Origin of the sequence: Rhodopirellula maiorica SM1 (genome assembly GCF_000346295.1) — a bacterium.
Taxonomy (GTDB): Bacteria; Planctomycetota; Planctomycetia; order Pirellulales; family Pirellulaceae; genus Novipirellula; species Novipirellula maiorica.
This window is the reverse complement of sequence record NZ_ANOG01000224.1, coordinates 1-4476: the sequence shown is the minus strand read 5'-3', so window position 1 is coordinate 4476 and position 4476 is coordinate 1. Positions and strand designations below refer to the sequence as shown.

At 56.0% G+C, this 4476-nt stretch carries 5 protein-coding genes; 4 read left to right on the top strand and 1 reads right to left on the bottom strand.

Annotated elements, in window-relative coordinates; genetic code table 11:
* Positions 1-514 precede the first annotated feature (514 nt).
* Positions 515-931 (bottom strand): hypothetical protein, encoded by a 417-nt coding sequence (locus RMSM_RS06785; RefSeq protein ID WP_008693360.1) that lies wholly within the window; start codon positions 929-931, stop codon positions 515-517.
* A gap of 183 nt (positions 932-1114) precedes the next feature.
* Between RMSM_RS06785 and RMSM_RS42390 the strand changes: the two genes are divergently transcribed.
* From RMSM_RS42390 to RMSM_RS06760, 4 genes are all read left to right on the top strand, one after another.
* Positions 1115-2260: a hypothetical protein gene (locus RMSM_RS42390; RefSeq protein WP_236622033.1), complete on the top strand. Its 1146-nt coding sequence runs from the start codon at positions 1115-1117 to the stop codon at positions 2258-2260.
* A gap of 108 nt (positions 2261-2368) precedes the next feature.
* Positions 2369-2983 carry a class I SAM-dependent methyltransferase gene (locus tag RMSM_RS06770; RefSeq protein WP_008693357.1) on the top strand — a complete coding sequence of 205 codons (615 nt, stop codon included), beginning with the start codon at positions 2369-2371 and terminating at the stop codon, positions 2981-2983.
* 273 nt (positions 2984-3256) lie between these two features.
* Positions 3257-4114: a hypothetical protein gene (locus tag RMSM_RS41750; RefSeq protein ID WP_173405108.1), complete on the top strand. Its 858-nt coding sequence runs from the start codon at positions 3257-3259 to the stop codon at positions 4112-4114.
* Between the two features lie 50 nt (positions 4115-4164).
* Positions 4165-4476: metal-dependent hydrolase (locus tag RMSM_RS06760; RefSeq protein ID WP_008693355.1), on the top strand; the 312-nt coding region annotated here is incomplete at its 3' end.

Sequence of the window (4476 nt, the reverse complement as noted above, 5' to 3'; positions counted from 1 at the left end):
GATACGTCCACTGCGTGATGCCGCCGTCATCGTCAATGTACGTCAACGCCAGCCGATCCCCATGTCGTTGGGCACGGATACCAATCCACTGCGGCAATGGGGTCGCGGTGGATGGATCGAGTGATGACATAACAGGGTACTCTGCGACTGGCTTCGCGTTATCTGGCTCGGGAACATCGCGTCCCAAGAGCGCGAAGGCATGAATGGGCGTCAAACTTGTTGTTGGCTCGTCTCAGCAGACTGAAACGAGCGGTGGGGCATGACGAGAATCCGCGAGACGAAATGGATTGGGAACGGCAACCATCATTGAAAATTGTCGAGGGACATCTCCAACTTGGCCGCGACTGTGTTCCCATAATCTCGTTTCACGGTGATTCCAATCAAACCACCCGCGTAATGACGGACAGGCAAAACCTTTGTTTGTCCCCTCCGTCACACAACTACAGTGTACTTCAGCGTAGTAGCCACGAGGGGTTTCGACAAATGCATCCTTTATTCTGCGCAAGCGTTAAAATCAGTTGCGGATCGAAAAGATGCGACGCAAACCAAACGAGTTTGGCCCCGATTGCGGATTGCTAGGGACAGCACGGATGGGGACATTTTGCGGGGATGCCGGTGGCGCGACCACGTACGGAGACGCAGTGGGTTCGCCGATCAAGATTGGCGCGGCGTTCTGAATGACCTGCGCATCGGAAACGCGTGGTAGAACTTCGCCGCGGTAATGCCGTCGTCGAACCGTGTTGCCGTAGAAATGTCCTGGGCGATAAGGACGCTGTTCAATCGGCATCGATTTGATTTCTTGACGATAAGCTCCCGTGGGGATGATGATCGGCGACCAGCCGGGTTCGGCCGCATCGACGCTCTCGCCGTCGAGCCCCAAGGTCCCCAGAAGTAGGGTGAACATCAACACGGCACCTGGAACGTTCTTCACGCTGCTTTCCTCATTTCTGCTGTAAATGTGTATGATCTATAAGTACAGGTACGCTCTGGCAGCATTCATCCTGCCCCACTGGCGTCCTATCTTCTCACGATTTTTGGGGTTTGCAAGGCTGCCCATCATGACTCGAAATCGCTGCGAGTCTACTAATCTAGGTTACTCAGGCAGGAATAAGAGATGGATAAATCCAGGGCCACGGGGAAAATTCCTCAAAGAGTAGGGAAGTCGTCGTTGGGGGCGATCGGAATTATCGTCTTTGTGGGGGTCTATTCCCTCATTCAACCGGAGCTGAACGCCCGTTTCGGTTGGAATTTGCCGCAGCTTCGGTCGAACCATGCTGGCGAAGTCGCGGCGGTAGACGAGCCCCAACCCAAACCCGACCGATCTGATTCAAAGTTCGCTCCGGCGTCAAACTCCCAGACAACATCGGCGTCCGAATCCCAGTTTGACTCTGCGTCCGAGTCGGAACTGAAATACGGACTGCTGCGTGAAGTTTCCGAGGATCGTTATCTTTCGCCTGCCGGTTTGCAGTACACTCCCGGCAGCGCCGAAGGCCATCGGCTCGAACACCTGCGTCGGCACACCAAGGATGATCCTTCGCGACCGGGCAGCCACGGGGTTTTCGATGGCGACATGGAAGGGGCACTCAAAACGATTGACCAAGCTTATGTGAAAGCCAAGCAAGGCACAAAAACGCCAAGCGTGTCGATGACGGGCGAACTATCTATACCGTCGATCTCGGTCGCCGAATTGGGTTTGTCGGGGGACGCGACGGCGGTCGCAAACGCAATCCCATGGCCCGTCGTGTCCGCATTGTGTTGGAAGGAACGCGGGTCATCACCGCGTATCCGTTGTAGTTCTCTCCGTTGTAGTCCTCATCGCCAACGTTCGTTTTTCGGAGACCCCACCATCGTGAGTCCAACCCATTCAATTGACAATTGTCCGATTTGCGGCGGTGGATTGTGCGGAGTGCGTATCTGCGGTTTGCCCCAAAAATCCAAAGAACCCGCACCGTCACGCGATTCTGCAAGCGTCGCCAATCCCCCGCTGCCTCATGGGTTGGTAGTTTGTGACGAGTGTGAAGCAATCTGGTTAGAACCGGATTTGACGTCGCCGCATCAATATCCCAACGGTTGCGACGCCCGCTGTCCAGTTTGCCTGGGGCCATTGTGGGGCGATCAAAGTCGCTGGGCTTCCCAAACGGACCTCGAAGTGCTTGGATGGGCTGGCTGCACCAAACCCGAACTCGATGGACTTCCTGAACCAAATCAGCCCGATTCGGATCAGCCCGAACCTAATCAGCCCGATTCGGATGCGTCGTGAAGCGGAGGCGAATCGTTGCGGGGCCCGTGCTGGTAGAAAAGTCTGCTGCTAGAAATCGCTGCTGCTAGAAAACGTCGCTCCGCACACCCTGCTATCGAAAGCACTTCTTTGTTAGAACGAATCGCTATCCCTTCGTCCGTTGATCGGCGGACGCCACCCGCGGAAATCCAATTATGGATCAGCGATGCACGGCAGCGGATCGAAGCGTTCCAAGATCGCTGGGATCAACCGCAAATCGAACAGTTTGTCGCTGCGGATTACGAACTGGTTTATCAATCGCTCGGCTGGGCGCTGGAATCGCAAATGTTGATCGGCAAACGCTTCCTTGAATGGGGGTGTGGATTTGCGGTGGTCAGCGCGCTTGCCGGGACGCTCGATTTGGACGTGATCGGAATCGAAGCCGAGCCTGAGTTGTTGTCGCAGGGGCGGCGTTTAGTTGACGAGTGGAAAGCGGACGTCGAACTGATTCACGGTAATTTTTTGCCTGAGGGCAGCGAATCGCTCGCCGACGACCCGACCTTGCCCAGCCTGGGGCACAATGTGCCCTGCGGTTACGCGGTGCTGGGATTGGAACTGGATGATTTTGCGATCGTCTATTCCTATCCTTGGCCGGGCGAGGACGATTTTCACGAGCGAGTCTTCGATCGTTATGCATCCAGTGGCGCCCTGTTGATGCAATTTTGCGGTCCCAACGACGTCCGTTTGTGGCGAAAACGGGGCTGAAACTGCGACCTTTGCGATAGCAATGCACGTGTCGTCAATGCTGTGACAACTGCAACAACCGTTTCGCTCGGCACAGTTTTCCTCAACTTGATCCTCCCCAATCGCCGAAACTTCATCTTAAGCACAGAGGTCTGCACTTAGCGGATCACGAAGCTCGTCGTGGTTGGTGGACTGCGGCAAAGAACACGGTGGGGGATGACGGTGCCGGGGGGATCGATTCAACGAATCGTAGGCGGGAGATGCGCGCTCGCAGCGGCACTGCTACTGACGTTGGTGTTTTCAACAACCACCGCGTCGGCACAGGGGCTGTTGAACCGTTTCGGTTCAGCCATCGGAAATTCCGATGATGGACAGAGCGGGACTGCGTCAATCGAACGCCGTCGTGAAGTATTGGCTAGTTTGCCGATGCAGCGATTGACCAGGGATGCGCAGCAGCGAATCCTGTCGATTGCCAATTCGCCGACAATCTTTCGCCAATTGCCAACCCAGGCAATTAGTTGCGATCGAGATCTGTTTTTGCTGATCGCACGAAATCCCGAGATCTTGGTTGGCATGTGGGATGTGATGGGAGTCACTCAGGTGACCACCAAACGCATCGCCCCGTATCAGCTAGATGCATCCGATGGCAGCGGCACTCAGTGCGTTGTCGATCTGGTCTACGGCGACCCGAATATCCATATCTATGTCGCTGATGGTTCGTACGATGGCAAATTGGTTGCCAGCCCGATCAAAGGCCGCGGCGTATTTGTGTTCCGCAGCACGTATGCAACATCAGCAACCGGTCAAACCACGGTCACCGGTACGTTGGACTGTTTCGTTCAATTGGACAGCCTGAGTGCGGATTTGATCGCACGCACCTTCAGCGGATTCATCGGCCGATCGGCGGACAGTAACTTTGTCGAAACCGCTCGCTTTTTAAGTCAAATCTCGGCGGCGTCACAGCAAAACCCGCACTCGATGATCGATCTGGCTCGCCGACTACCCCAAGTCCCCCCCGAAACCAAACAGCAGTTTGTGGAGGTGGTCAAAAATGTGAACCGCCGCCAACAACAACGCCAACAAGAGCTTGTTCAATCATCGCGACCGCCCCGAACGGCAGCCAACACCGGTAACCGCGCACCGCTAGAATAGAACGTTCATTTACAAGCGATCTTTTCTACTGCCGCGGATCCCCTTCGACGATGACGACGTTCGAGCACGCACTGCTGGGGATCAACGGCGTCTTGGCCGCTGGGCTGCACCGCGACCACGGCTGGAAAATTGTCGCACTCGCGGGCGTGGCTGCGATTGCACCGGATTGGGACGGGGTGCCGATGTTGATCGACATGAGTCGGTTCGAGGGGGGGCATCGTGTGTGGGGACACAACCTGATGGCGTGCTGTGTGCTAGGGCTGCTGTTGGGCACGGCCGATTATCGATGGGATCTCGCCGGACGCGCCGCCGCTCGGATCACACGGTACGGACCATTGAAAGAATTGGCGACATCGATCGAT

What these genes read in the sequence shown, in the direction of transcription:
- RMSM_RS42390 (WP_236622033.1), top strand. Translation starts at nt 1,115, where the DNA reads ATGGATAAATCCAGGGCCACGGGGAAAATTCCTCAAAGAGTAGGGAAG.